At 70.6% G+C, this 26,210-nt stretch carries 20 protein-coding genes; 8 read left to right on the forward strand and 12 right to left on the reverse strand.

Going from position 1 to position 26,210, the window contains the following annotated elements; translation table 11 throughout:
- Nucleotides 1-51 precede the first annotated feature (51 nt).
- From prcB to arc, 5 genes are all read right to left on the reverse strand, one after another.
- Entirely contained in the window at nt 52-897 is an 846-nt protein-coding gene (gene prcB, locus ACIPM1_RS14260; RefSeq protein WP_402433560.1) for a proteasome subunit beta, read from the reverse strand.
- On the reverse strand, nt 849-1,454 hold the full coding sequence (locus tag ACIPM1_RS14265; protein WP_402433563.1) for an endonuclease VII domain-containing protein: 606 nt from the start codon (nt 1,452-1,454) through the stop codon (nt 849-851). The genes prcB and ACIPM1_RS14265 overlap by 49 nt, the downstream gene beginning before the upstream one ends.
- A 49-nt stretch (nt 1,455-1,503) precedes the next feature.
- Nucleotides 1,504-1,722 carry a ubiquitin-like protein Pup gene (locus ACIPM1_RS14270; RefSeq protein WP_355892170.1) on the reverse strand — a complete coding sequence of 73 codons (219 nt, stop codon included), beginning with the start codon at nt 1,720-1,722 and terminating at the stop codon, nt 1,504-1,506.
- Between the two features lie 189 nt (nt 1,723-1,911).
- Nucleotides 1,912-3,423, reverse strand: a complete 1,512-nt coding sequence (dop, locus tag ACIPM1_RS14275) for a depupylase/deamidase Dop (RefSeq protein WP_356189957.1) — start codon at nt 3,421-3,423, stop codon at nt 1,912-1,914.
- Nucleotides 3,424-3,656: 233 nt separating this feature from the next.
- Nucleotides 3,657-5,423, reverse strand: a complete 1,767-nt coding sequence (gene arc / locus ACIPM1_RS14280) for a proteasome ATPase (RefSeq protein WP_356189955.1) — start codon at nt 5,421-5,423, stop codon at nt 3,657-3,659.
- 250 nt (nt 5,424-5,673) lie between these two features.
- Here arc and ACIPM1_RS14285 point away from each other — a divergent pair, with 250 nt between their 5' ends.
- Nucleotides 5,674-5,973: a ferredoxin gene (locus ACIPM1_RS14285; RefSeq protein ID WP_402433568.1), complete on the forward strand. Its 300-nt coding sequence runs from the start codon at nt 5,674-5,676 to the stop codon at nt 5,971-5,973.
- 59 nt (nt 5,974-6,032) lie between these two features.
- Here ACIPM1_RS14285 and ACIPM1_RS14290 read toward each other — a convergent pair whose 3' ends face one another.
- From ACIPM1_RS14290 to ACIPM1_RS14300, 3 genes are all read right to left on the reverse strand, one after another.
- A complete protein-coding gene (locus ACIPM1_RS14290) occupies nt 6,033-6,611 on the reverse strand; it encodes a hypothetical protein (protein ID WP_402433571.1) in 579 nt (192 codons plus the stop codon).
- 218 nt (nt 6,612-6,829) lie between these two features.
- Nucleotides 6,830-7,732: a tRNA (adenine-N1)-methyltransferase gene (locus ACIPM1_RS14295; protein WP_276109401.1), complete on the reverse strand. Its 903-nt coding sequence runs from the start codon at nt 7,730-7,732 to the stop codon at nt 6,830-6,832.
- A 131-nt stretch (nt 7,733-7,863) separates the two neighbouring features.
- Nucleotides 7,864-9,426, reverse strand: coding sequence for a site-2 protease family protein (locus tag ACIPM1_RS14300; RefSeq protein ID WP_402433574.1), 1,563 nt, complete (start codon nt 9,424-9,426; stop codon nt 7,864-7,866).
- Between the two features lie 188 nt (nt 9,427-9,614).
- Here ACIPM1_RS14300 and ACIPM1_RS14305 point away from each other — a divergent pair, with 188 nt between their 5' ends.
- Nucleotides 9,615-10,634, forward strand: a complete 1,020-nt coding sequence (locus tag ACIPM1_RS14305) for a RecB family exonuclease (protein ID WP_402433577.1) — start codon at nt 9,615-9,617, stop codon at nt 10,632-10,634.
- Nucleotides 10,635-10,648: 14 nt separating this feature from the next.
- Complete coding sequence (locus ACIPM1_RS14310; protein ID WP_356189943.1) at nt 10,649-11,320, forward strand: response regulator transcription factor; 672 nt, start codon at nt 10,649-10,651, stop codon at nt 11,318-11,320.
- A 23-nt stretch (nt 11,321-11,343) separates the two neighbouring features.
- Here ACIPM1_RS14310 and ACIPM1_RS14315 read toward each other — a convergent pair whose 3' ends face one another.
- From ACIPM1_RS14315 to metH, 4 genes are all read right to left on the reverse strand, one after another.
- Nucleotides 11,344-12,924, reverse strand: a complete 1,581-nt coding sequence (locus tag ACIPM1_RS14315; RefSeq protein ID WP_402433580.1) for an ABC transporter substrate-binding protein — start codon at nt 12,922-12,924, stop codon at nt 11,344-11,346.
- Between the two features lie 92 nt (nt 12,925-13,016).
- Complete coding sequence (locus tag ACIPM1_RS14320) at nt 13,017-14,621, reverse strand: ABC transporter substrate-binding protein (protein ID WP_402433583.1); 1,605 nt, start codon at nt 14,619-14,621, stop codon at nt 13,017-13,019.
- Between the two features lie 419 nt (nt 14,622-15,040).
- Nucleotides 15,041-15,742: an HAD family hydrolase gene (locus ACIPM1_RS14325; protein WP_402433586.1), complete on the reverse strand. Its 702-nt coding sequence runs from the start codon at nt 15,740-15,742 to the stop codon at nt 15,041-15,043.
- A 143-nt stretch (nt 15,743-15,885) separates the two neighbouring features.
- Nucleotides 15,886-19,398, reverse strand: coding sequence for a methionine synthase (gene metH / locus ACIPM1_RS14330; RefSeq protein WP_402433589.1), 3,513 nt, complete (start codon nt 19,396-19,398; stop codon nt 15,886-15,888).
- 367 nt (nt 19,399-19,765) lie between these two features.
- On the opposite strand from metH, the gene ACIPM1_RS14335 reads away from it, so the two are divergent.
- The 5 genes from ACIPM1_RS14335 (at nt 19,766) to ACIPM1_RS14355 (ending at nt 25,963) form a co-directional block, all read left to right on the forward strand.
- Nucleotides 19,766-20,530 carry an IclR family transcriptional regulator gene (locus ACIPM1_RS14335; protein ID WP_356189934.1) on the forward strand — a complete coding sequence of 255 codons (765 nt, stop codon included), beginning with the start codon at nt 19,766-19,768 and terminating at the stop codon, nt 20,528-20,530.
- Between the two features lie 442 nt (nt 20,531-20,972).
- Nucleotides 20,973-21,767, forward strand: a complete 795-nt coding sequence (locus tag ACIPM1_RS14340) for an MIP/aquaporin family protein (protein ID WP_356189931.1) — start codon at nt 20,973-20,975, stop codon at nt 21,765-21,767.
- An 83-nt stretch (nt 21,768-21,850) separates the two neighbouring features.
- Nucleotides 21,851-23,386: a glycerol kinase GlpK gene (glpK, locus tag ACIPM1_RS14345; RefSeq protein ID WP_402433594.1), complete on the forward strand. Its 1,536-nt coding sequence runs from the start codon at nt 21,851-21,853 to the stop codon at nt 23,384-23,386.
- Nucleotides 23,387-23,394: 8 nt separating this feature from the next.
- Complete coding sequence (locus tag ACIPM1_RS14350; RefSeq protein WP_402433597.1) at nt 23,395-25,011, forward strand: FAD-dependent oxidoreductase; 1,617 nt, start codon at nt 23,395-23,397, stop codon at nt 25,009-25,011.
- A gap of 280 nt (nt 25,012-25,291) precedes the next feature.
- Complete coding sequence (locus tag ACIPM1_RS14355) at nt 25,292-25,963, forward strand: FadR/GntR family transcriptional regulator (RefSeq protein WP_402433600.1); 672 nt, start codon at nt 25,292-25,294, stop codon at nt 25,961-25,963.
- Nucleotides 25,964-26,210 lie beyond the last annotated feature (247 nt).

Below are 26,210 nucleotides of genomic sequence, written 5' to 3' on the forward strand. Positions count from 1 at the left end.
CGTCCCTTTCTGTCGAAGTCACTGGATCCCCTGGACAAGAACCGCCGCGGACTACAGCAGCGCGGCCCGCGGGCCGTCGGGCTGCTCCAGCCGCCGCTCCAGCACCGCACGGGCGATCTCCGAGGACTCGTCCTCGGTGAGCCGGCGGAAGCCGTCCTCGGTGATCACGGTGACGATCGGATAGATCCGGCGGGCGACATCGGGACCACCGGTCGCCGAGTCGTCGTCTGCCGCGTCGTACAGGGCCTGGACCACCAGCGTGGTGGCCTGGCCCTCGCTCAGGTCGTCGCGGAAGAGCTTCTTCATGGCGCCGCGCGCGAAGATCGAGCCGGAGCCCGTGGCCGCGTAGCCGTGCTCCTCGGAGCGACCGCCCGTCACGTCGTAGGAGAAGATGCGGCCCTTGTCGCGGTCCAGGTCGAAACCGGCGAAGAGCGGGACGACGGCCAGGCCCTGCATGGCCATGCCGAGGTTGGAACGGATCATGGTCGACAGCCGGTTCGCCTTGCCCTCCAGCGACAGCTGCGTGCCCTCGACCTTCTCGAAGTGCTCCAGCTCCAGCTGGAACAGCTTCACCATCTCCACGGCCAGACCCGCCGTACCGGCGATGCCCACCGCCGAGTACTCGTCCGCCGGGAAGACCTTCTCGATGTCGCGCTGCGCGATGACGTTGCCCATGGTGGCCCGGCGGTCACCGGCCAGCACGACACCCCCCGGGAACGTCACGGCCACGATGGTCGTGCCGTGCGGCGCCTCGATCACGCCCTGCACCGGCGGCAGCTGCCGCTTGCCCGGCAGCAGCTCCGGCTGGTGCTCGGACAGGAAGTCCATGAAGGACGAGGACCCAGGCGTCAGGAAGGCAGCTGGTAGACGCCCGGTGCTACGAGTGTTGGCTTCCACGCGTTTCCTTCCACGTATGCAGCAGCCCGCCTTATGGCATCGGGCCGATCCTTGAACTGCCCCAGTGCGGCGTTGCAGCTGAAGCACAGTACGCCACGGACCCTACCCGTCAGATGGCAGTGATCCACATGCTCGGGCAGAGCCGAAAGACAGATACAGCAGACGCCGCCCTGGGCGATGATCAACTCGTCGCGCTCGGCTTCGGTGAGGCCGTACTGACGCTTCAGGTGACCCTGCCGCCCCTGGACCGCTCGGCACGCCTTGCATCGCGTCGAGAGCCCGTCGGACGCCGTGGCATTGCAGTGCCACTCACTGTGCGGCTTGATCTCACCGCACGTCCGGCAGAGCTTGTGTCCGGCCGGGACATTCACCTTCTCCCGGACGGGCTTCCCCATGGCCTCCCGGCGGCGCCGGTAGCGCGCGGCGCTGTATTCCGCCACGCACTCCCGGCAGTGCGCCTGCAGGCCGTCACGCCGATTCCTGTCCCGTGCAAACGCCGCGGGAGGCAGATCCCGCCCGCACTTCGCGCAGCGCTTCGCGTTCGGCTCCTCAGCCACCCAACTCCCCCGCAACCTTCACTTCGTAGGCGAAGTGGCGAATCCGCCTTTACTCGCCACCCTTCTGCACGAAGCTTCGCACGAAATCCTCGGCATTTTCCTCGAGTACGTCATCGATTTCGTCCAGAACCGAGTCCACGTCGTCGCTCAGCTTCTCGTGGCGCTCCTTGAGGTCGTCCGCGGCCTGCGCGTCCTGCGCCTGCTCCTCGACCTCCTCGGTGGAACGCGTCGCCTTCTGCTGGCCGCCGCCGGTGTCCTTGGTTGCCATATCCCTCACCCCGCTCAGTTCGCCCGACATGGTCGACGGGTCGGCATTCCTGCCGATCGGTGATGATCAGACCCTACAAGCCGGGTCCGACATCGGCCCCGCAGTTTCTCCAACGTACGGGGGCCATCTCGATGATTCCCTCGCGCCGGGGTTTCCACCCCGGTCGGCCCGCCCGGCCCGGGTACCCGCTCAGCCGCCGGACAGGACCCTGACCAGGTCCTCCGCCGTGCGGCAGCGGTCCAGGAGCTCCTTGACGTGATTTCGCGTTCCGCGAAGCGGTTCCAGGGTTGGGACGCGCTGGAGCGAGTCCCGGCCCGGCAGGTCGAAGATCACCGAGTCCCAGGAGGCCGCGGCGACGTCGTCGGCGTACTGCTCCAGGCAGCGTCCGCGGAAGTACGCGCGGGTGTCCTCGGGCGGCGTGGTGCGGGCCCGGTCGACCTCGGTCTCGTCCAGCAGCCGCTTCATGCGGCCGCGGGCCGCCAGGCGGTTGTAGAGGCCCTTCTCGGGGCGTACGTCGGCGTACTGGAGGTCGACGAGGTGGAGCCGGGCGGCGTCCCAGTCGAGGCCGTCGCGGCGCCGGTAGCCCTCCATGAGCTCCCGCTTGGCGACCCAGTCCAGCTCGCCGGCCAGGCTCATGGGGTCGTTCTCCAGGCGGTTGAGGGTGTCCTCCCAGCGGGAGAGGACGTCCTTGGTCTGGTCGTCGGCGTCCGCCCCGAACCGCTCCTCGACGTACTTGCGCGACAGTTCGTAGTACTCCATCTGGAGCTGGACCGCGGTCAGGGTGCGGCCGCTGCGCAGCGTGATCAGGCGCTGCAGGCTCGGGTCGTGGGAGACCTGGTGGAGGGTGCGTACGGGCTGGTCGACGGCGAGGTCGACGGCGATGAAGCCGTCCTCGATCATGGACAGGACCAGGGCGGTCGTGCCCAGCTTGAGGTAGGTGGAGATCTCCGAGAGGTTGGCGTCGCCGATGATCACGTGCAGGCGGCGGTACTTCTCGGCGTCGGCGTGGGGTTCGTCCCGGGTGTTGATGATCGGGCGCTTGAGCGTGGTCTCCAGGCCGACCTCGACCTCGAAGTAGTCGGCGCGCTGACTGAGCTGGAAGCCGTGCTCGTGGCCGTCCTGGCCGATGCCGACGCGGCCGGCGCCCGCGAAGACCTGGCGGGAGACGAAGAAGGGCGTCAGGTGACGCACGATGTCCGAGAAGGCGGTCTCCCGCTTCATCAGGTAGTTCTCGTGCGTGCCGTAGGAGGCGCCCTTGTTGTCGGTGTTGTTCTTGTAGAGGTGGATCGGCTGGGCGCCGGGCAGCTGGGCGGCCCGTTCGGCGGCCTCCGCCATGATCCGCTCGCCGGCCTTGTCCCAGAGGACGGCGTCCCGGGGGTTGGTGACCTCGGGGGCGCTGTACTCGGGGTGGGCGTGGTCGACGTAGAGCCGGGCGCCGTTGGTGAGGATCACGTTGGCGAGGCCGATGTCCTCGTCCGTGAGCTGGCTGGCGTCGGCGGCTTCGCGGGCGAGGTCGAAGCCTCGCGCGTCCCGCAGCGGATTCTCCTCCTCGAAGTCCCAGCGGGCCCGCCGCGCCCGGTGCATCGCCGCCGCGTAGGCGTTGACGATCTGGGACGAGGTGAGCATGGCATTGGCGTTGGGGTGGCCGGGGACGGAGATCCCGTACTCCGTCTCGATGCCCATTACTCGCCGTACGGTCATGCGGCCCTCCTTGCCCGGCGGAACCCTCGGTCGTGGGTGCCGCTCAGATACCGCTGGTGCCCAGGTGCCTGTGCGGTGCCCGTCCCCGCACTGCGCGACCGGGCGGTACGAAAGAGCCTAGAACGCCTCTGCGCTGGTGGGGAGATCATTTGCGTCATTGCCTGCTCCAGCCGTGGCCCGAAAAACAGGTCGGCTGCGGGTACCCGCCGAGGGCACCCGCAGCCACCCCGCTTCTACAGGTACTGACCGGTGTTCGCCACCGTGTCGATGGAGCGTCCGGTGTCCGCGCCCTGCTTTCCGGTGATGAGGGTGCGGATGTAGACGATCCGCTCGCCCTTCTTTCCGGAGATCCGGGCCCAGTCGTCCGGGTTGGTGGTGTTGGGCAGGTCCTCGTTCTCCTTGAACTCGTCCACGCATGCCTGGAGGAGGTGGGAGACCCGGAGGCCCTTCTGGTTCTTCTCGAGGAAGTCCTTGATGGCCATCTTCTTGGCGCGGCCCACGATGTTCTCGATCATGGCGCCGGAATTGAAGTCCTTGAAGTAGAGGACTTCCTTGTCGCCGTTGGCGTAGGTGACCTCCAGGAAGCGGTTCTCCTCGGATTCGGCGTACATGTGCTCGACCGCGGTCTGGATCATGTTCTGGACCGTGCTGTCCTTGGCACCGCCGTGTTCCGCGAGGTCGTCCGCGTGCAGCGGCAGACGCTCGGTGAGGTACTTCCCGAAGATGTCCTTGGCCGCCTCGGCGTCCGGACGCTCGATCTTGATCTTCACGTCGAGCCGGCCGGGCCGCAGGATGGCGGGGTCGATCATGTCCTCGCGGTTGGAGGCGCCGATCACGACCACGTTCTGCAGGCCCTCCACGCCGTCGATCTCGGCGAGAAGCTGCGGGACGATGGTGTTCTCCACGTCCGAGCTGACGCCGGAGCCGCGGGTGCGGAAGAGGGACTCCATCTCGTCGAAGAAGACGATGACGGGGGTGCCCTCGCTGGCCTTCTCCCGTGCGCGCTGGAAGACGAGGCGGATCTGCCGCTCGGTCTCGCCGACGTACTTGTTCAGGAGCTCGGGGCCCTTGATGTTGAGGAAGAAGCTCTTGCCGGCGGCCTGGCCGGTGACCTCGGCGACCTTCTTGGCCAGCGAGTTCGCGACGGCCTTGGCGATGAGCGTCTTGCCGCATCCGGGGGGCCCGTAGAGGAGGACGCCCTTGGGCGGCCGCAGCTCGTGCTCCTTGAACAGGTCCGGGTAGAGGTACGGGAGCTCGACGGCGTCGCGGATGGCCTCGATCTGGTTCCCGAGACCGCCGATCTGCTCGTAGCCGATGTCCGGCACCTCTTCGAGGACGAGCTCCTCGACCTCGCTCTTGGGCACGACCTCGTAGACGTAACCCGACCTGGGTTCGAGCAGCAGGGCGTCGCCGGGGCGGATGGTGACGTCCAGCAGCGGCTCGGCGAGCCGCACCACCCGTTCCTCGTCGGTGTGCCCGAGCACCAGGGCGCGCTCGCCGTCCTCGAGGATCTCCTTGAGGGTGACGATGTCGCCGACGCGCTCGAACTCCATGGCGTCGACCACGTTGAGCGCTTCGTTGAGCATGACCTCCTGGCCGCGCCGGAGCTCGTCGAGGTCGACGCTGGGGCTGACGTTCACCCGGAGCTTGCGGCCGCCCGTGAAGATGTCGGCCGTGCCGTCCTCGTTCGCCTGCAGGAAGACGCCGAAGCCGGCGGGCGGCTGGGCGAGCCGGTCGACCTCTTCCTTGAGGGCCACGATCTGGTCGCGGGCCTCGCGGAGCGTGTTCGCCAGCCGTTCGTTCTGCGCGGACACGCCGGCCAGGTTGGTCTGCAGCTCGACGATCCGCTCTTCGAGAATCCTCGTGTGTCGCGGAGAGTCGGCGAGCTTGCGGCGCAGGACGGCGATCTCCTGCTCAAGGTAGGCGATCTGCCCGGCCGGGTCGTCGGACCCGCGTCCCGGGCGGATGCCGCGGTTAATGTCGTCGTCGTGGGCTGCCACGGTCCTCACCTCCTCCAAGGGGAGCTGGACGCTTCCAGACCCTACCTGGGTGGGTGTCGATTGAAACCCCTAGATCACAAAGACTGTAGGGGTGTGTCCGATCTTCACCCTTGCGCTCTCCCTCACGCCAGGGGAATACCCACCGAACATGATTGGAAAGCGGGCGGAGGTAGGGTCGAAGCGTTCAACACCCGCCGGAGCTGGCCGGATTCCCGCAGGGCTCGGCACGAATACGTCAGGAGAGAGAACCGTGCAGCAGCAGGCCCCGGGCGTGGGCGAGGCACTGGAGGTCTGGATCGACCAGGACCTGTGCACCGGCGACGGCATCTGCGCCCAGTACGCACCCGAGGTGTTCGAGCTGGACATCGACGGCCTGGCCTATGTGAAGGGGCCGGAGGACGAGCTGCTGCAGGCGCCGGGCGCCGCAACGCCCGTACCGCTGCCGCTTCTCACGGACGTGGTCGACTCGGCCCGGGAGTGCCCGGGCGAGTGCATCCACGTACGGCGGGTTCAGGACGGGGCCGAGGTGTACGGCCCGGACGCGGAGTGACCTTCCGCTTTCCCTGAGTTACGGATGTCTGGTTGCTCACATCCGCGCGGCATATGCGGTCAGACGCCGAGCGCCTGGGAGGGCGTGGAGCGGATGAAGGCGCCGTCGCGCCACTGCCATTTCGCGCCGTTCTTCAGGTCGGGGCAGCAACTGGGCACGTCCGGCGAGGAGTAGCCGAGCAGGGTGGCGGTGACCGCGCCGGCGCGCACCGCGAAGTCGGTCACCGTGAGGCGGTCCTTGGGGTCGACGAGGGTGGCGACCACGCGGGGCTTCTTCGCGTCGGCGGCCTGGGTGAGGACGTAGACGCCGTCGGGCGGCGTGCCCATGGGGGCGTCGCAGTGCACCACGGCCACGGTCTCCGGCCTGCCGTCGCCGTCGAGGTCTCCGGAGGCCTTCTTCACCACCACGGCCCGCACGGGGCCGCACTCGACCGGGAAGGTCACGCCCGTGGTGGCGGGCGCCGGGGCGGCCGCGGGGGCGGACTCCGCCCGGGTGCCGGAGGGCTGGGCGGCGGTCGCGGAGGCGGGTTGCAGGACCGAGGAGAGGGCGACCACGCCGGCGACCGCGGTGGCGGTGGCGACCCAGTGGATCGGGCGGGTGTGCGTGTGGGCCAGTTCCGGGACGGCGGAGTACTGCACTAGGAGTGTCTCCTGCGAGGGCTGTGCCGGTGGGGGTGGCCAGCATCGTGCCACACGTCACAGTGCGGGGGAACGGCGGGGTGGGTACTCGGAGCGATTTCGGTGCGGCCCGCTCGCGGGTGGGGGTGCCGGGTCAACGAAAGGGCGCCGTGGCGCAGTTCCGGATTCGTCCTGGGGAACTGCGCTACGGCGCCCGTGTGTTGCCCTCGGGGGCGGCCTCAGCGGCCTGCGCCTCCGTCGGCGTTGGGGCCTTCGTAGTCCTCGCCGTAGGCGCCCTTGGCGGGGCGGCGGCGGCGCATGGGCGGCTCGACGCCGTCCGCGAGGCGGCGGGCGGTGAGCAGGAAGCCGGTGTGGCCGATCATCCGGTGGTCGGGACGGACGGCCAGGCCCTCGATGTGCCAGTTGCGGATCATCGTCTCCCAGGCGGTCGGCTCGTTGAAGCAGCCGATCTCGCGGATGGACTCCACGGTCCGGGCGAGCTGGGTGGTGGTGGCGACGTAGCAGCACAGGATGCCGCCGGGCACGAGCGCCTTGGAGACGGCCTCCAGGCACTCCCAGGGGGCGAGCATGTCGAGGATGACGCGGTCGACGTCGGTGTCGGACAGGTTGTCCTGGAGGTCGCCGACGGTGAGCTGCCAGGCGGGGTGCGGGCCGCCGAAGTAGCGCTCCACGTTGGCCTGGGCGATCTCGGCGAAGTCGGCGCGGCGCTCGTAGCTGTGCAGCATGCCCTGGTCGCCGATGGCGCGCAGCAGGAAGCTGCTGAGCGAGCCGGAGCCGACGCCTGCCTCCACGACGCGGGCGCCGGGGAAGATGTCGGCGAAGGCGAGGATCTGCCCCGCGTCCTTGGGGTAGACGACGGCCGCCCCGCGGGGCATGGACAGGACGTAGTCGGGGAGCAGGGGGCGCAGCGCGAGGTAGGCGACGTTACCGGTGGTGCGGACAACGCTGCCCTCGGGTGCGCCGATCAGCTCGTCGTGCGGGAAGGAACCCTTGTGGGTGTGGAAGTTCTTCCCGGCCTCGAGCGTGAACGTGTAGTGGCGGCCCTTGGGGTCGGTCAGCTGTACCTGGTCCCCGACCTTGAAGGGCCCGCGTCGGCGGGCGGCACCGGTCGGTTCGGACATGTGACCAGCCTACCGGTCCCGCGGAGGGCCGCCGACCACCCGGGAAGCGGCCGCCGGGGCGGGGTTCCGTCGCGGAGCGGTTCCGTCGCGGGAGGGGCGCGCGGCCGGCTTGGTCGCGGTCGCGGGGGATTCTAGGAGGACGTGGCCGGGGGGCGGGCCATGGCCTTCACGAAGGCCCGCTCGACGTCCGCGGCGGACAGCACGCCGTAGATCTCGCCGGTCTCCTCCACCACGAGGTACTCGGTCGCCGGGGTGGCGCGCAGCACGTCGAGGAGGTCCTCTCCGGCGAGCTCGGCGGAGACGCGCATGCCGTCGGTGAGGTCCTGGGCGAGTTCGCTGGCGAAGACCCAGGGGCGGCGGTGCTCGGGGACGCCGACGATGGCGGACTCGCGGACCAGGGACAGGGGGCTGCCGTGGCCGTCGACGACGACCAGGGCGCGGGCGCCGGCGGCGTTGGCGCGGCGCAGTGCCTCGGACAGGGAGGTGTCGGTCTCTACGGGGACCGCGCGCCGGGTCAGGGTGCGGGCGCGCAGTTCGGGCAGGTGCTCGCGCAGCCGGGCCATGCGCAGGCTGTTGCCGGCGCCGGTCCAGATGATCGCCGCGAGGATGGCGGCGAGCAGGGCGTCGGTGACGGTGTCCATGCCGACGCTGTCCTCGGCGGTGGTGCCGAGGGCGCCGGACTGGGTGAGCAGGGGCAGTCCGATGAGGACGGAGACAGCGAGCGCGCGGCCGACCCAGGCGGCGGCGACGGTGCCGGTCATCGCCCGGCCGGAGATCTTCCAGACGACGGCGCGGAGCATCCGGCCGCCGTCGAGGGGCAGGCCGGGCAGCAGGTTGAAGGCGGCGACGATCAGGTTGGAGATCATCAGCCCGGCCAGCAGGACGCCGGGGACCGAGGCGGGCTCGACGGGCTGGAGGGCGAGGTAGAAGACGCCGGCCAGGATCAGCGACAGCAGGGGGCCGACGAAGGCGAGGACGAACTCGCGGCCGGGGGTCTCGGCCTCCTTCTCGATCTCGGAGACGCCGCCGAAGAACTGGAGCTGGATGCGGCGGACCGGGAGCCCGAAGCGGAGGGCGGCGACCGTGTGGGCGAGTTCGTGGACGAGGACGGAGGCGTAGAAGGCGACCGCGAAGAAGAGGGAGACGAGGTAGCGGGCGGCGCCGAGTTCGGGCAGCACGCGGTCGAGCTGGCCGCCGAACACCCAGGTGATCAGGGCCGCCACCAGGAACCAGCTGGGCGCCACGTACACGGGCACCCCGAAGGGCCGGCCCATGAGCAGCCCGCCGCCGGGTTCCCGGGGCCGCCGGGGCGGGGGGCCCAGGCGTGTGCCGGAGTGCGCCAGGGCGCGGTCGGGGTGGGAGTCGTGGGCGGCGTCGGTCTCGAGGGCGGCGTGGGAACGGCCGCCGGTCCGCGGCTGCTCCGCCGGTCCGGGCCGGCCGCGTTCCCCGTCTGCCTCGGCATCGGCCTCGGCATCGGTTCCGGCTTGGGCATCCGTTCCGGCTTCGGCTGCTACGGCTGTGTCGGCGTCCGGGTCCGGTCCGGCCGGGGCGTCGGACGTCTCGGGTCGGTGGCCGTCGTCGGGGGCCGGGCCGGGGCGCGGGGAGCCGGGGGCCGGGGCCGCGGGGCCCGGGTGGCGCTCGGCCGGCTCGTCGTCGCCGGACCGCGGCTGTCCGCTGCCGCCGCTCACGTCCACGGTGTCCCCTCGATCGAAGCGCGTCTCCCGCACCGGGCGGCCGGAAGGTCTCGCATCGATGGTATGCGGCCGAGCCGAACCCTTCCGCCTCGGCACCCCTTGTGTTCGCCCCCTGTGTCTGCCCCGTCGTCGCCCGTGCCGCACCCTGCCCTGCGTCACTGTCGGTGGCGGGCCGTATGGTCTGTGGCATGGAGACCAGCACCGAGGGCGAAGCGGCGGCCCACAGCGACGGTGAGGTACCCGCCGGGACCTCTGCGGGGGCGGCGGACGGTACGTCGGGGGTGGCGGCCGGGACGCCGGAGGCGGGGACCGGGACGTCCGGGGCGGGGACCGCGGGCGTCAGGGCGCCGGCGGTCGTCGTGGCGCCCGCCTCCCTGTCCCCGTCCCGCGCCGGCGACTTCATGCAGTGCCCGCTGCTGTACCGCTTCCGGGTGATCGACCGGCTGCCGGAGAAGCCGAGCGAGGCGGCGACCCGGGGCACTCTGGTGCACGCGGTGCTGGAGCGGCTCTTCGACGCCCCTGCCGCCGAGCGGACCGCGCCCCGGGCCAAGTCGCTGATCCCCGGGCAGTGGGACCGGCTGCGGGAGAACCGGCCGGAGCTGGTGGAGCTGTTCGCCGACGATCCGGACGGCGAGCGGCTGGCGCGCTGGCTGACGGAGGCGGAGCAGCTGGTCGAGCGCTGGTTCAGTCTGGAGGACCCGACGCGTCTGGAGCCGGCCGAGCGCGAGCTGTCGGTGGAGGCCGTGCTGGACTCGGGGCTGAGACTGCGCGGGATCATCGACCGGGTCGACGTGGCGCCCACCGGCGAGGTGCGCATCGTCGACTACAAGACGGGCAAGGCCCCCCGGCCCGAGTACGCCGAGGGCGCGCTGTTCCAGATGAAGTTCTACGCGCTGGTGGTCTGGCGGCTGAAGGGGGTCGTGCCGCGGCGGCTCCAGCTCGTGTACCTCGGCAGCGGCGACGTGCTGACGTACGACCCGGTCCTCGCCGATCTGGAGCGGGTGGAGCGCAAGCTGCTGGCGCTGTGGGAGGCGATCCGGCGGGCCACCGAGACCGGCGACTGGCGGCCGCGCCCGACCAAGTTGTGCGGCTGGTGCGACCATCGGGCCCACTGTCCGGAGTTCGGCGGCACTCCCCCGCCCTACCCGCTGCCCGTGAGGGCGCCCGTCTCCGGCGGCGGCGAGCAGGGCAGAATGGGCGCGGACTAGCGAAGGAGACTTCTGTGGCCATCCGTGTCCTACTGGTCGACGACCAGCCCCTGTTGCGCACCGGGTTCCGGATGATCCTGGAGGCGGAGCAGGACCTCGCGGTCGTGGGCGAGGCCGGGGACGGCCTCCAGGCGCTGGACCAGGTGCGCGCCCTGCAGCCCGACGTGGTGCTGATGGACATCCGTATGCCGCGGATGGACGGTGTGGAGGCGACCCGGCAGATCACCGGGCCGGGGCGGGACGGCCCCGCGAAGGTGCTGGTGCTGACCACCTTCGACCTCGACGAGTACGTGGTGGAGGCGTTGCGGGCGGGCGCGAGCGGCTTCCTGCTGAAGGACGCGCCGGCGACCGAGCTGGTGCAGGCGATCCGGGTCGTCGCGGCGGGCGAGGCGCTGCTGGCGCCCAGCATCACGCGGCGGCTGCTGGACAAGTACGCCACGCATCTGCCTTCCGGTGAGGATCCGGTGCCGGACACGCTGCACACCCTCACCGAGCGCGAGGTGGAGGTGCTGAAGCTGGTGGCGCGGGGGCTGTCGAACGCGGAGATCGCCGCCGACCTGTTCGTCAGCGAGACCACCGTGAAGACGCATGTGGGGCATGTGCTGACCAAGCTGGGTCTGCGGGACCGGGTGCAGGCCGCGGTGTACGCGTACGAGAGCGGGCTGGTGCGCCCCGGCGCGCAGTAGCGCCGGGGCGGCGGTGGGGCGGGTCAGCCCTTGCTGAGTTCCCAGAATCGGAAGACGGTCGAGGCGTCCAGGCAGTACTCGAGGCCGTAGACGCCGTCGCGGACGACCGCGTACTGCTTGGCCTGCCACACCGGCAGGACGGGCAGTTGCGCGGCCACGATGTCCTGGAGCCGGCCGAACTCCTCGTCGGTGGCGGCGCGGTCGCTCTCGGCGGCGGTGCGCGGGATGAGCGTGCCGGTGATGGTGTCGTTGGCGTAGTGGTTGCCGAGCACGTTGCCCTTGCCGAAGAAGGGTGCCGTGAAGTTGTCGGCGTCGGGGTAGTCCGGGACCCAGCCCTTGACGTAGACGCCGTACTTGCCCTTGGCGATGTCCTTCTCGTACTGGTCGAAGGGCACGGACCGCACGTCGGCCCGGAAGAGTCCGCTGGCGTTGAGCTGGGCGGCGATGGCCTTCAGTTCCTCGTCGGTGGCCGGGCCGTAGCGGGACGGGGTGGACCAGAGGGTGAGTTTCACCTTGCCGGTGATGCCGTCGGCGCGCAGGGCCTCGGCGGCCCTGGCCTTGGAGGGGCGGGCGCCGTAGGTGTCGAAGAAGGCGGTGTTGTGGCCGGCGATGCCGGCCGGGATGATCGAGTACAGGGGGGTCGCGGTGTCCTGGTAGACCTGCTTGATGAGGGCGTCGCGGTCGAGCAGGTAGGCGACGGCCTTGCGCACGCCGAGCTTTCCGGCCACCGGGTCGTCCATGTTGAAGACCAGGTGCTGGACCTCGGCGCTGCTGCCCTCGACGACCTCGACGCCCTTGCTGTCGTCCTGCTGGTCGATGCCGCTGATGTCCCGCGCGGTCAGGCCGCGGTAGGCGATGTCCACCTTGCCGGCGAGCAGGTCCCGCTTCAGGGCGGTCTGGTCGCCGTGGAAGAACCTCAGGGTGACGCCGGTGTTCTTGGTCTTGGCGGTGCCCCGGTAGTTCTGGTTGACCGAGAAGACGGCCTCGTCCTTGCCGAAGGAGTCCAGCTTGTAGGGGCCGGAGCCGACGGCCTGTTCGTCCTTGCGCAGTCCGGCGGCGTCGTACTGCCGGTGGTCGACGATGGAGCCGGCGCCGGAGGCTATCTTGCTGGGGAAGGTGGCGTCGGGGACCTTCAGCTCGAAGACGACCGTCCTGTCGTCCGGGGTGCGGACCTTGTCGAGCATGGGGAACATGATGGCCGGCCCGGCCGGGTCGTCGATCTTCAGCATCCGCTCGAAGGAGAACTTGACGTCCTCGGCGGTGAGGGGGTCGCCGTTGCTGAACTTCAGGCCGTCCTTGAGGGTGCAGCGGTAGACCTGGGCCCGGGTGTCGGTGAAGGAGCACTGCTCGGCCGCTTCCGGCTGCGGCTCCGTGCCGCCCTTGGGGAAGCTCAGCAGCGACTGGAAGACGTTGTTGAACAGCAGCCACGAGCCGGGGTCGTAGCCGGAGGCCGGGTCGGTGGCCAGGACGTCGTCGGACATTCCCACCACGAGCCGGGAGCCGTCGCTCTCCGCCCCGCCGGTCTCGGTGCCGCATCCGGTCAAAAGGCCGGAGGCCAGTCCCGCCACGATGGGCAGGACCGGCCACTGGTTGCGCATGTTCACTGCATGTGCCCTGTCTTTGGTTCTCGGGAAGCCCGGGATGCAGTCCCGTGCCCCCGGGCGAGGACCCGGTGCCGACGGGCCCTCAAGAACCGTTAGCTTTTCACACCGCGGCCGAGCTCCCACAGCTGAAGGGTCGAGGTGGAGTTGATGGCGTACGCGGTGCCGGTGATGTCGTCCCGGGCGGCGACGTACTGCTTGCCCTGCCACAGCGGCAGCATCGGCACGTCGCCTGCGACGATGTCCTGGATGGAGGTCAGGCTGGAGACGGCGGAGAGCCGGTCGGCCTCGCGGCGGGACTGCGGGATCAGCGAGTTGCGGATCTCGGAATTGGCGTAGGGCGAGTTGAGGGTGTTGTCCTTGTCGAGGAACGGCGCGAGGTAGTTGTCCGCGTCCGGGAAGTCGGGGAACCAGCCCATGCCGTAGACCTCGTAGGAGCCCTTCTGCTCGGCCGGGCGGAAGGCCGCCCAGGGCGTGCCCTGGATCTTGGCGTCGAACAGGCCGCTGGCGTTGAGCTGCTGCTGAAGGACCTGGAATTCCTTCTTGGTGGCCGGACCGTAGTGGTCGGTCGTGTAGTGCAGCGTCAGCTTCACCGGGGTGGTGATGTCCGCCTTGGCGAGCAGGGCCTTGGCCTTGGTGACGCTGGGGTCGCCGTACTTGTTGAAGAACGAGTTGGAGTGGCCGGTGACGGTGGCCGGGACCAGCGAGTACAGCGGCTCGGCCTGGGAGCCGTAGACCTTGGAGACGAGTTCGCTGCGGTTGACGAGCTGGGCGATCGCCTGGCGCACGGCGCGGCTCTTCACGGACGGGGCGTCGGTGTTGAAGGCCAGGTAGCGGATCTCCAGGCCGGGCATCTCGACCAGGTCGACGTCGCCGTCGGCGGCGTTGCCGAGCTTCTGGATCTGCTGCGGCGACATCGTGCGGGTCATGACGTCGATGTCACCCTTCTCCAGCGCGGCGCCCATGGCGTCGGCGTCCGGGAAGGTGCGCATCTCCACCTTGTCGTTCTTGAGCTCCAACGTCCCCTGGTAGTGGGGGTTCTTGGTGAAGACGGCGTCGACGAGCTCGCCGTTCTTGACGTCCGCCTTGAGGCTGTACGGGCCGGAGCCGTCCACCGCGAAGCCCTCGCGGAGCTTGTTCTTCTCGTAGTCCTTGGGGTCGACGATGCCCGCGACCGGCGTCGACAGCTTGAACGGGAAGGTGGCGTCGGCGGTGTTGAGGTGGAAGATGACCTCGCGGTCGCCCTGGGTCTCGACGGTGTCGATGGTGGACAGCAGTCCGGCGACGCCGCTGTCGGCCTTGATGCCGAGGGCGCGATCGATGGAGAACTTCACGTCGGAGGCGGTGATGGGGTCGCCGTTGGCGAACTTCAGGCCGTCGCGCAGGGTGCAGGCGTAGCGCTCGTTGCCGCTGTCGGTGAAGCCGCACTTCTCGGCGGCCTCGGGCACCGGGTCGCCGTCGCCCTTGGGCTGGGTCATCAGCGTCTGCACGGTCTGGCGCAGGATGTTCCAGCTGCCGACGTCGTAGGCGTACGCCGGGTCGAGGGGCGCGGGGGCGTCCTTCGAGGCGGTGAACCGGTCCGTGGTGCCGACGACTATGGCGTCGCCGCCGTTGCTGCCGCTGTCGGACCCGCCACAGGCGGCGAGGACCGGCGCCAGCAGACCGGCGACGGCCGGCAGCACCAAAGTCTTGCGGTTCATGCTCGAGTTTCTCCAGGCGTCAAGTCCGTGTATCCGGCATGCAGGGGTGTCGCGGCGGATCACGGGGGTAGTGGCGATGTTCTCGCGCTGAGATTAATCCGCCCCCGCAGGAAGGGTCACAGCGACCGGAGTTGAAACACCATCACGCTGCGGAACCGGGTGTGGACGGTGCGGAGAAACGACCGGCGGAAGGATTCGTGCAGCGTTCCACCAATCGGGACACAAGGGCACACGAAAGCGGGTCGAAGGGGGACGGAGAGCAGGCCGCGGCCTTCCTGTCGACCCTCTCGTGGGTGGCGAACGTCACACCCTCAACCGGCTTGCGCCGCAACGGAATTCGACTGCCGTTACGTATTAATTCATTCTTCGGAGCGACCCGAAGTAATGAATCTATTCACGATGCACGCTCGGTGAACGGGTCAGCGCATTTGTGTCATGAGTCCGCGCAGAAATGCGAGATTCACATGTTCGAGTGACGGAACGACCGTGCGCCGTTGGGCCGGGGCGATGGGGGCGACGGACGGCACGGCGACCACCTGGCAGCCGGCGGCCTCCGCCGCCGCGACACCGGTCGCGGTGTCCTCGACCACCGCGCACCGGGCGGGGTCGGCGCCCAGGCCGGCCGCGGCCAGCAGATAGGGGTCGGGGTGCGGCTTGGTGCGTGCCACCTCGTCGCCGGCCACCGTCAGGGCGAAGTGCTGCGGGCCGAGCGAGGTGAGCACCCGGTCGATGATGCGCCGGTGCGAGGCCGAGACGAGCGCGGTCGGGATCTCGTGCTCGGCCAGCTCGGCGAGCAGCCGGGCGGCACCCGGCATCAGGGGCAGATCGCTGCCGATGCGCTCCTCGAAACCCCGGTTCAGCAGCACCGTGATCTCGGCGAGGGTGACGTCGGCGCCGGTGGCCTCGATCAGGAAGCCGGCGCTGCGGGTCATGGGGCCGCCGACGACTACGTGTCTCCAGGAGTCGTCGAGCGTGTGGCCCAGGGCGGCGAAGACCTCGACCTCGACGTCCCACCAGAAGCCCTCGGTGTCCACCAGGGTTCCGTCCATGTCGAGGAGCACCGCCTGAAGGGCGGAGCCTTCGGCCGTACGGGTTTCGAGCGCGGGGACCGTGCTGGTCATCCGGGCGCACCTCCTTGAGGGACGATCAGGCCGGTTCCCGTGCGGGGAACCGGCCTGCAGTGGACCGACCAGTGTACGTCGTGGACGGACGAAACGCCTCATACGACCGCCGCCGGGCGCGCGGCGCCCGGCGGAAGCGCAGGTCAGCGGGCGTTGAAGTACTTCGCCTCCGGGTGGTGGATCACGATCGCGTCGGTGGACTGCTCGGGGTGGAGCTGGAACTCCTCCGACAGGCGGACGCCGATGCGCTCCGGCTGGAGCAGCTCGGCGATCTTGGCCCGGTCCTCCAGGTCGGGGCAGGCGCCGTAGCCGAGGGAGAAGCGGGCGCCGCGGTACTTGAGGGCGAACATGTCCTCCATGGCGCCCGGGTCCTCCCCGGCGAAGCCCAGCTCGGCGCGCACCCGCGCGTGCCAGTACTCGGCGAGGGCCTCGGCGAGCTGCACGGACAGACCGTGGAGCTCCAGGTACTCGCGGTAGGAGTCGGCGGCGAACAGCCGCGCGGTCTCCTCGCCGATCCGGGAGCCGACGGTGACCACCTGGAAGCCGACCACGTCCGTCTGCCCGGACTCCTCCGGGCGGAAGAAGTCGGCCAGGCACAGCCGGCGGCCGCGGCGCTGGCGCGGGAAGGTGAAGCGGGTGCGCTCGTTGCCCCGCTCGTCCAGGACGATCAGGTCGTCGTCCTTGGACACGCACGGGAAGTAGCCGTGCACGACGGCCGCCTCCAGCAGGTTCTCGGTCTGGAGCCGGTCCAGCAGCCCGCGCAGCCGGGGCCGGCCCTCGGTCTCGACGAGTTCCTCGTACGTCGGGCCGTCGCCGGTGCGGGCCTGCTTGAGGCCCCACTGGCCCTTGAACAGGGCGCCCTCGTCCAGCCAGGCCGCGTACTCCTTGAGCGGGATGCCCTTGATCACGCGGGTGCCCCAGAAGGGCGGCTCGGGCACCGGGTTGTCGGTGGCGACGTCGGAGCGGACGTGGCCCTCCTCGGGGCGCTCCTCGATCTCGACGGCCGCCGCCCGCACCCGGCGCTGCCGCAGCTCGGGCAGCTTCGCCCCGGGCACGCCCCGCTTGACGCCGATGAGGGCGTCCATCAGGCGCAGGCCCTCGAAGGCGTCGCGGGCGTAGCGGACCTCGCCCTCGTACAGCTCGTGCAGGTCCTGCTCGACGTAGGCCCGGGTCAGCGCGGCGCCGCCGAGGATGACCGGGTAGTCGGCCGCCAGCCCGCGCTGGTTCAGCTCCTCCAGGTTCTCCTTCATGATCACGGTTGACTTGACCAGGAGCCCGGACATGCCGATGACGTCGGCGCGGTGCTCCTCGGCCGCCTCCAGGATCGCGGAGACCGGCTGCTTGATGCCGAGGTTGACGACGTTGTAGCCGTTGTTGGACAGGATGATGTCGACGAGGTTCTTGCCGATGTCGTGGACGTCGCCGCGCACGGTGGCCAGCACGATGGTGCCCTTGCCCGCCTCGTCGGTCTTCTCCATGTGCGGTTCGAGGTGGGCCACGGCGGCCTTCATCACCTCGGCGGACTGGAGCACGAACGGCAGCTGCATCTGGCCGGAGCCGAACAGCTCGCCGACCACCTTCATGCCGTCGAGCAGGGTGTCGTTGACGATGTCGAGGGCCTTGCGGGTGGTCAGGGCCTCGTCGAGGTCGGCGTCCAGGCCGTTGCGCTCCCCGTCGATGATGCGCCGCTTCAGCCGCTCGTCCAGCGGCAGCGCGGCCAGCTCCTCGGCCTTGCCCGCCTTGAGGGACTTGGCGGTGGCGCCCTCGAAAAGCGCCATCAGCTTCTGCAGCGGGTCGTAGCCCTCGCGGCGGCGGTCGTGGATCAGGTCCAGGGCGGTGGTGACCTGCTCCTCGTCGAAGCGGGCGATCGGCAGGATCTTGCTGGCGTGCACGATCGCCGAGTCCAGGCCGGCCTTGACGCACTCGTCCAGGAAGACGGAGTTGAGCAGGATGCGGGCCGCCGGGTTGAGGCCGAAGGAGATGTTGGACAGGCCGAGCGTGGTCTGCACCTTCGGGTGGCGCCGCTTCAGCTCGCGGATGCCCTCGATGGTGGCGATGCCGTCCTTGCGGGACTCCTCCTGGCCGGTGCAGATGGTGAAGGTCAGGCAGTCCACGAGGATGTCCTCCTCGTGGATGCCCCAGTTGCCGGTCAGGTCGGCGATCAGCCGCTCGGCGATCTCCACCTTCTTCTCGGCGGTGCGGGCCTGGCCCTCCTCGTCGATGGTCAGCGCGATCAGCGCGGCGCCGTGCTCCCGGGCGAGCGCGGTGACCCGGGCGAAGCGGGACTCGGGGCCGTCGCCGTCCTCGTAGTTCACCGAGTTGATCACGGCGCGGCCGCCGAGCTTCTCCAGGCCCGCCTCGATGACGTCGACCTCGGTGGAGTCCAGCACGATCGGCAGCGTGGAGGCGGTGGCGAAGCGGCCGGCCAGTTCGGCCATGTCGGCGACGCCGTCCCGGCCCACGTAGTCCACGCACAGGTCGAGCATGTGCGCGCCCTCGCGGATCTGCTCGCGGGCGATCTCCACGCAGTCGTCCCAGCGGCCCTCCAGCATGGCCTCGCGGAACTTCTTGGAGCCGTTGGCGTTGGTGCGCTCGCCGATGGCCAGGTAGGAGGTGTCCTGGCGGAAGGGGACCGTCTGGTAGAGCGAGGCGGCACCGGGCTCGGGGCGCGGGTCGCGCGCGGGCGGGGTGAGCCCGCGGACCCGCTCCACCACCTGGCGCAGGTGCTCGGGCGTGGTGCCGCAGCAGCCGCCGATCAGGGACAGGCCGTAGTCGCGGACGAAGTTCTCCTGCGCGTCCGCCAGGCCCTCCGGGCCGAGCGGGAAGTGGGCGCCGTCCTTGGTGAGGACCGGCAGGCCGGCGTTCGGCATGCACAGCAGGGGGATGCGCGAGTGCCGGGTGAGGTAGCGCAGGTGCTCGCTCATCTCGGCCGGGCCGGTGGAGCAGTTCAGGCCGATCATGTCGATCCCGAGCGGCTCCAGCGCGGTGAGCGCGGCGCCGATCTCGGAGCCGAGCAGCATGGTGCCGGTCGTCTCGAACGCCATCGAGCACAGCAGGGGGACCTCGGTGCCGGTGGCCTCCATGGCGCGCCGGGCGCCCAGGACCGACGCCTTCGTCTGGAGCAGGTCCTGGGTGGTCTCCACGATCAGCGCGTCGGCGCCGCCGGCGAGCAGGCCCTCGGCGTTGGCCTGGTAGCCGTCGCGGATCGTGGTGTAGCCGACGTGGCCGAGGGTCGGCAGCTTGGTGCCGGGGCCGATGGAGCCCAGCACCCAGCGGAGGCGGCCGTCCCGGGCGGCGTACTCGTCCGCCACCTCGCGGGCGATCCGGGCGCCGGCCTCGGACAGCTCGTGCACCCGGCCGGAGATCTCGTACTCGGCGGCCGCGGTGTGGTTGGCGCCGAAGGTGTTGGTCTCCACGCAGTCGACGTCGGCCGCGAAGTAGGCCTCGTGGACCGAACGGACGATGTCGGGCCGGGTGACGTTCAGGATCTCGTTGCAGCCTTCGAGGTTCTCGAAGTCCTCGAGTGTGGGCTCCTGTGCCTGGAGCATGGTGCCCATCGCTCCGTCGGCTACCACCACACGGGTGGCGAGTGCCTCGCGGAGGGCGGACACACGGGTCCGGCTGTCGGCGGAAGGGGTCGGTGGCAACGAGGCCATGAAGGGGCTCCCTGTGGTGCGACGGCTGTCGGCTTTGCGCCTTCCCCCGGGGACTCCGCGCGGAAGCCTCCCGTGGCGGGCGCACGCGGCCAGGGTAGCCGGGACCGCGCGCCGATGGTCAGGGCGTCCACGACCCGGGACGGGCCCGGCCGGGAGGCCCTGGCCGGAAAGGGGCCGGTCCGGCGGCCGGGAGCGCCGCCGGACCGCCGCCGGGAGGGGTGCGTCGTGACATCCGGACGTCGTGCGGCGTAACAGGTGTCGACCGACCATTAGCGGGGAGTCGCCATCGACCGGTAGTGTTCGGCATTGCCGAACGGTGGCGCCCCCATCGCCGCCGGCGGTTCAAGGGGACGGAGGCAGGACGGCGATGGCACGGAACATCCAGTCGCTCGAACGGGCGGCCGCGATGCTGCGACTGCTCGCGGGCGGCGAGCGGCGACTCGGACTGTCGGACATCGCCTCGTCGCTGGGCCTGGCCAAAGGCACCGCCCACGGCATACTCCGCACCCTCCAGCAGGAGGGCTTCGTCGAGCAGGACGACGCCTCCGGGCGCTACCAGCTGGGTGCGGAGCTGCTGCGCCTGGGCACCACCTACCTCGACGTGCACGAGCTGCGGGCCCGCGCCCTGGTCTGGACGGACGACCTCGCGCGCTCCAGCGGGGAGAGCGTCTACCTGGGCGTGCTGCACCAGCAGGGCGTGCTGATCGTGCACCACGTCTTCCGCCCGGACGACAGCCGGCAGGTCCTGGAGATCGGGGCCATGCAGCCGCTGCACTCCACGGCGCTCGGCAAGGTGCTGTCCGCGTACGACCCGGTCGCGCACAGCGAGGCGCTCGAGGCCGACCGCAAGGCGTTCACCGACCGGACCGTGTGCGACCTGGAGGGATTCGAGCACATCCTCGACCTCACGCGCGCGCGGGGCTACGCGGCCGACGTCGAGGAGACCTGGGAGGGCGTCGCCTCCATCGCCGCGCCCGTCCACGACCGGCGGCGGATGCCGGTGGGCGCGGTCGGCATCACCGGCGCCGTGGAGCGGGTGTGCCGGGACGGTGAGCTGCGCCACGAACTGGTCGCGGCGGTGCGGGACTGCGCCCGCGCGGTGTCGCGGGACCTGGGCGCCGGGCGGTTCTGACCCACGTACGAATAAGGACCGGAAGGCCGAACGGCGTTCCGGTCCGCGGCATGTCCGCAGGCTCGCGCCTGCGCGCCCGGCCGGCCCCGCGCGCCCGTACACGCGCCCCGCGATCCGTACAGAACCGCTCGTGATCCCACACAGTCGACCAGGACGCAACCGATCACGACACCGCCTGGGCGACCAGCCGGTTTCCGCCGGCCGAGCCGACGCCACGCGGCGATCAGTAACGATCGGGCTACCGGCAACAGAACTCTTGACGCCCAGGTGAGGCCGAAGCAAGACTCCCGTCCATCGGTCGGCATTGTCGAACAGCTAACGGCAATAAGCGCTAGAGTGTGGCAGTGCCAGTGGCCGATTTCGCTCTCACCCCCGAGGGCGCCAGACCCCCGGAGGGACCCGGGGTTCGGCTACCCCTGGACGAAGGACAAAGGAGTCGCGGGTGTCCAGCTCCGACATCTTCATCGGCGAGACCATCGGTACCGCCATACTCATCCTGCTCGGCGGCGGCGTCTGCGCCGCCGTGACGCTCAAGGCCTCCAAGGCACGCAACGCCGGCTGGCTCGCCATCACCTTCGGGTGGGGCTTCGCCGTGCTCACCGCCGTCTACACCTCGGCGCCGCTGTCCGGCGCCCACCTCAACCCGGCGGTGACCCTCGCACTCGCGATCAAGGACAACGACTGGAGCAACGTCCCCACCTACTGGGCGGGACAGCTCCTCGGCGCCATGATCGGTGCGGCCCTGGTCTGGCTCGCCTACTACGGCCAGTTCCACGCCCACCTCACCGACAAGGAGATCGTCGGCGGTCCCGGCGCGCAGGCCACCACCGCCAAGGCGGTCGAGGCCCAGGAGGCGGCCGCGGGTCCCGTGCTCGGCGTCTTCTCCACCGGTCCCGAGATCCGCAACGTGGCGCAGAACCTGGCCACGGAGATCATCGGCACCATCGTTCTCGTGCTCGCCGTCCTCACCCAGGGCCTGAACGACAAGGGCAACGGCCTCGGCACGCTGGGCGCGCTGATCACCGCGCTGGTGGTCGTCGGCATCGGCCTCTCGCTCGGCGGCCCGACGGGCTACGCGATCAACCCGGCCCGCGACCTCGGCCCGCGTATCGTGCACGCCCTTCTGCCCCTGCCCAACAAGGGCGGCTCCGACTGGCGCTACGCCTGGATCCCGGTGGCCGGTCCGCTGATCGGCGGCGCGCTCGCCGCGGGTATCTACAACGTCGCATTCGCTTAGGCACGCATGGCTCTCCCGAGCACCGGGCTGCTCGGCACGCGTACGTACCGCCCCCTTGACCACGGAACCCTCAGGAGCACACAGTGACCGACGCCCACGCCGGCCCCTTCATCGCCGCCATCGACCAGGGCACCACCTCCTCCCGCTGCATCGTCTTCGACCGGGACGGCCGTATCGTCTCCGTCGACCAGAAGGAGCACGAGCAGATCTTCCCCAAGCCGGGCTGGGTCGAGCACGATGCCACCGAGATCTGGACCAACGTCCAGGAGGTCGTCGCCGGAGCCATCGAGAAGGCCGGCATCACCCGCGACGACATCAAGGCCATCGGCATCACCAACCAGCGCGAGACCACCGTGCTGTGGGACAGGAACACCGGTGAGCCGGTCCACAACGCCATCGTCTGGCAGGACACCCGCACCGACGCCCTGTGCCGGGAGCTCGGCCGCAACGTCGGGCAGGACCGTTTCCGCCGCGAGACCGGCCTCCCGCTGGCGTCCTACTTCGCCGGCCCGAAGGCCCGCTGGCTGCTCGACAACGTCGACGGCCTGCGCGAGCGCGCCGAGGCGGGCGACATCCTCTTCGGCACCATGGACACCTGGGTCATCTGGAACCTGACCGGCGGCGTCGACGGCGGACGGCACGTCACCGACGTCACCAACGCCTCCCGCACCCTCCTGATGAACCTGCACACCACGGAGTGGGACGCGAAGATCGCCGAGTCGATCGGCGTGCCGACGCGGATCCTTCCCGAGATCCGCTCCTCCGCCGAGGTCTACGGCGAGATCAAGGGCGGCAAGCTGGGCGACCTGCTCGGCGGCATCCCGGTCGCCTCGGCGCTCGGCGACCAGCAGGCGGCCCTGTTCGGCCAGACCTGCTTCTCCGAGGGCGAGACCAAGTCGACCTACGGCACCGGCACCTTCATGGTGATGAACACCGGCGACAAGATCATCAACTCCTACAGCGGGCTGCTGACCACCGTCGGCTACAAGATCGGCGACCAGGACACGGTCTACGCCCTGGAGGGCTCGATCGCCGTCACCGGCTCCCTGGTGCAGTGGATGCGCGACCAGATGGGCCTGATCTCCACCGCCGCCGAGATCGAGACGCTCGCGCTCTCGGTCGAGGACAACGGAGGGGCCTACTTCGTGCCGGCCTTCTCCGGCCTGTTCGCCCCGTACTGGCGCTCCGACGCCCGCGGTGTGATCGCGGGCCTGACGCGGTACGTGACCAAGGCGCACCTCGCGCGCGCCGTCCTGGAGGCCACGGCCTGGCAGACGCGGGAGATCGCGGACGCCATGACCAAGGACTCCGGCGTGGAGCTGACCGCCCTCAAGGTCGACGGCGGCATGACCTCCAACAACCTGCTGATGCAGACGCTCTCGGACTTCCTGGACGCGCCCGTGGTGCGCCCGATGGTCGCCGAGACCACCTGCCTCGGCGCCGCCTACGCCGCCGGCCTGGCCGTCGGCTTCTGGAACAGCACCGACGACCTGCGCGCCAACTGGCGGCGGGCCGCCGAGTGGACCCCCCGCATGGACGCGGACACCCGCGACCGTGAGTACAAGAGCTGGCTCAAGGCCGTCGAGCGGACCATGGGCTGGCTCGAGGACGAGGAGTAAGAAACCGCATGACCAGTCAGTCCACCCTGCAGTCCGCGCCTGCCCTGGGATCGCACCCGGCCTCCGGCTCCCACCCGAGCCGGGCCGAGACCCGGGAGCAGCTCTCGAAGGCGACGTACGACCTCCTCGTGATCGGCGGCGGCATCCTGGGCATCTCCACCGCCTGGCACGCCGCGCAGTCCGGCCTCAGGGTGGCTCTGGTCGACGCCGGCGACTTCGCCGGCGCCACCTCCTCCGCCTCCTCCAAGCTCCTCCACGGCGGTCTGCGCTACCTGCAGACCGGCGCGGTGAAGCTGGTGGCGGAGAACCACTTCGAGCGCCGTGCGGTCTCCCGCCAGGTGGCCCCCCACCTGGCGAACCCGCTCACGTTCTACCTCCCCGTGTACAAGGGCGGGCCGCACGGCGCGGCGAAGCTCGGCGCGGGCGTCTTCGCCTACTCCGCGCTGTCCGCCTTCGGCGACGGCGTCGGCCACCTGCTGAGCCCGTCGAAGGCCGCGCAGGACGTGCCCGAGCTGCGCACCGAGAACCTCAAGGCCGTCGCGGTCTACGGCGACGACCAGATGAACGACGCGCGGATGGCGCTGATGACGGTCCGCGCGGCCGTCGAGGCGGGCGCCGTCGTCCTCAACCACGCCGAGGTCACCGGCCTGCGGTTCACCCGGGGCCGGGTCACCGGCGCCGAGCTCAAGGACCGGCTGTCCGGAGACGAGTTCGGGGTCGCCGCCCGCCTGGTGCTCAACGCGACCGGCCCGTGGGTCGACCACCTGCGCCGGATGGAGGACCCCGGTGCCGCGCCGTCGATCCGGCTGTCGAAGGGCGCGCATCTGGTCCTGAAGCGCACCTCCCCCTGGAAGGCCGCGCTGGCCACGCCGATCGACAAGTACCGGATCACCTTCGCCCTCCCCTGGGAGGACATGCTGCTGCTCGGCACCACCGACGAGGAGTTCGAGGGCGACCCGGCCGATGTCGCCGTCAACGACAAGGACATCGCCCAGATACTCGACGAGGCCGCGTTCTCCATCCGCGACCAGCAGCTCGACCGTGACCTGATCACGTACGCCTTCGCCGGGCTGCGGGTGCTGCCGGGCGGCCCCGGCGACACCGCCAAGGCCAAGCGCGAGACCGTGGTGACCGAGGGCAGGGGCGGGATGCTGTCCGTCGCGGGCGGCAAGTGGACCACCTTCCGCCACATCGGCCGTACGGTGATGCAGAAGCTGGAGTCGCTGCCGGGCCGCCCGCTCGGCGAGGACTTCGAGCCGATCTCCTCGCTGCCGAAGAAGCTGCCGCTGCCGGGCATCGCCAACCCGCGCGCGGTCGCGCACCGGCTGCTGGTGGACCGCCCGGCGCCCGGCCCGCGCATGGCCCCCGACACCGCCCGGCACCTGGCCACGCACTACGGTTCGCTCGCCTTCGACATCGCCCGGCTGGCCAACGAGAACCCGGAACTGGGCGAGCGGGTCCACCCGGACGCGCCGGAGATCTGGGCGCAGGTGGTCTGGGCCCGCGACCACGAGTGGGCCGAGACGCAGGACGACGTGCTGCGCCGCCGTACCACCCTGACCATCCGCGGCCTGGCCACCGACGAGGTGCGGGCGAAGGTCCAGGACCTGCTCGACGGGAAGTGACCGTCGGGCGGACGACGGCCCCGTCGACGACGGGACCGGCCGGCCCGGCCCCCACCGCACGGGGGGCCGGCCGTGCGGAAGGGGGCGGCTCCACCCCGACGGAGCCGCCCCCTTTCGCGTTCCCGGCCGCGCGGGCGCACGGGCCGTGGCCCGTTGCACCGGGCGCGCGTGCGGCGGATGCGGCGGGCGCGCTGAGCTGTGGGCTCTCCTCCCCGGGCGGCGCGGCGCGCCCCCATACTGTGCTCGGACATCCGATGTCTGAGCGCCCGGGAGGACGGCCATGGCGGTGACCGACGCGGCGATCGAGAAGATCAAGGCGATGATCGTCTCCGGTGCGCTGCGTCCGGGCGACCGGTTGCCGAAGGAGGGCGAACTCGCCGCCGGACTCGGCCTGTCCCGCAACTCCCTGCGGGAGGCGGTGCGGGCGCTGTCCCTCCTCGGGATCCTGGACGTACGGCAGGGCGACGGGACGTACGTCACCGGTCTGGACCCCCAACTGCTCCTGCGGACGCTGGGTTTCGTCGTGGACTTCCACCGCGAGGAGGCGGTGCCGGAGTTCCTGGCCGTGCGCCGCATCCTGGAGCCGGCCGCGACCGCGCTGGCGGCCGCCCGCATCACCGACCGTCAACTGGACGAGCTGTCGGCCCTGTTGGACGCGCTCGGCCCGAATCCCTCGGTGGCGGAACTGGTCGCGTGCGACCTGGAGTTCCACCGGGGCATCGCGCTCAGCTCCGGCAACTCGGTGCTCGGCGCCCTGCTCGACGGCCTGCCGGGGCCCGCCGCCGTGGCCCGGGTCTGGCGCGGCCCGGCGGGGGCGGACGCGATCGGCCGCACGCTGCGTGAGCACCGGGCGATCCTCGCGGCCCTGCGCGACCGGGACGCGGAGGCGGCGCGCTCCTGGGCGACCGTGCACCTCGCGAGCGTGGAGCGGCGGCTGCGCGCCACTCCCTGAGGGGGCGTGGAGCGGCGGCGGTCCGGCGTGCGGGCACCGCGCGGTTCGCTCATGCGTGCCTCTTGTCCCTCGGCAGCCGTGTGTCGTGGGACGCCTGCCGCACACCCGCGCCGCAGGTCATCGGAGCTCTTCGGTACATCCGACCTATGAACGATCCCCCTGGTCGTGTCCTGGTCGTATACAAGGCGGCCGGCCGCATCCGGCGGGCACAGCTCCGATGAATCGGGGGTGTTCCCGGGTGGCGAAC

This window comes from Streptomyces sp. NPDC086766 (genome assembly GCF_044746005.1).
In the GTDB taxonomy this organism is placed as follows: Bacteria; Actinomycetota; Actinomycetes; order Streptomycetales; family Streptomycetaceae; genus Streptomyces.